Here is a 1704-nt window from a genome sequence, read left to right on the forward strand (position 1 = left end):
CCTAACTCAGCATCTTCAACAGAGTATGCAGAGATTGGTGAGTTCTATAACTTTGCATCATACAATGTTTCAGTATATGGTGCTAACTGGAATACAATCCAGGTACTTGCAGATGTTGACCCGGTTGCAAATCCACAGAAACCATGGCATACACACCATAATTTATACTTCCAGGATATCACATTTGGAAATGTCGGCGGTAATGGTGGATTTAAGAATATGAATGGCTGGGAGACATTAATTGGTTGTGAAAATGCAGTATTTTATAATGTATATACAAAGTCATACAACAGTAGGTCAGTATCAAAGAATACAAATAAAGCATGGAACAATCTTCAGTATTGCAAGAATATAGTATTCCAGGGGACAACATTGGATTCACTTAATGCCCGCACAGAACAGATGAAAGCATTAATGTCACCTGTGGCTGTTAAGAATAATGCAGTGACAGCAGTAAGTGCAGCAGACGGAAAGTCAGCAGATATTACATGGAATGCAGTAGAAAATGACACAAAGGTATTCTATGGTGTAGATACATATATCGGAGATACAAAGGTAGATATCAAAGATGGTATCTCAGCAACAACAGCAACTATTGATAGATTATCACCGGGTGTTGAATATACATTTAAAGTATATGTGAGCGAAGAAGGCGATACACAGAGTAAGCTTAAAAAATCAGGTAATAATAAGACATATGTAGGTGAAGCAAAAGTTACAACAACAGGTGAAAAAGATACAACACCTATTACAGCTCCTGAGGGTGCAGCAGCAGCGATAACTGCCGGAAGTGCATATTATACACATGCACAGGGCACATGGAGCAATATAGCTTTAACAGATTCAAGAGTACGTGGTTATAAGATTTATGCTAATGGCGAATTAAAGACAACAGTATATAACTATGAGATAAAGTCTTATAAAGACGCTGCAACAACAACTGTTAAAGAACAGATTGGACGTCTTACACCAGGCGTTGAAAATGCTATTAAGATTGTAGCATTTACAGATTCTGGTGTTGAATATGAGATGACAACATCAGTTGAAACATTAAAGAATTATGATTACAAAGCTCCAGTATGGGGAAATGATGCTAAGGTTACAGCTAAGGAAACAAAAGATGGCGACCTTGAGATTACATGGGATGCAGCAACAGATGATACAAAGGTTGGCGGATACCGTGTATATGTAGATGACATAGCTTATGGTTCAGATAAATATTTCAATCCTGTAAATGGTGCTAAGACAACAACAGAGACAACTTACACAATTAAGAAGTCAGAACTTCCAGAAGGCTTTGACATGACAAAGGCACATACAATTACAGTACAGGCCGGTGATACATGGTGGAAAGCTGAGACAACAATGGGAAAATTCGATAAGATGGCTGGTTTCAACTGGACAAATAAGGGTCTCACAACAAATGAGATTAAGGCTTATAAGGCAGAGCCAGGAAAAGTTGATACAGACATTGAGCAGAAGGAAGATGTACCAAAGACAACAGTAGACACATCAAAGGTTGCAGATGCAGTTCTTACAGAAGAAGATAAGGCTGCATTAGCAGATGGAAAAGATATTTCTGTTAAGGTAAAAGTTGCAAACGCTGATGAAACAACAGAAGAAGCAGTAAAAGAAAAGATTGCAGCAGTTATTAAAGGCAGCACAATCGGCAAGCTCTTCGATATTACAATTGAAAAGACAGTA

1 protein-coding gene is annotated in these 1704 nt (G+C 37.9%); it reads left to right on the forward strand.

Features of this window, described 5'->3' with window-relative positions; genetic code table 11:
* Positions 1 to 1704 (forward strand): fibronectin type III domain-containing protein (locus tag WMO38_RS14990; RefSeq protein WP_349163213.1); only part of this gene is annotated, 1704 nt, incomplete at both ends.

The organism is Lachnospira hominis (ex Hitch et al. 2025) (assembly GCF_040096395.1).
GTDB lineage: Bacteria > Bacillota > Clostridia > Lachnospirales > Lachnospiraceae > Lachnospira > Lachnospira hominis.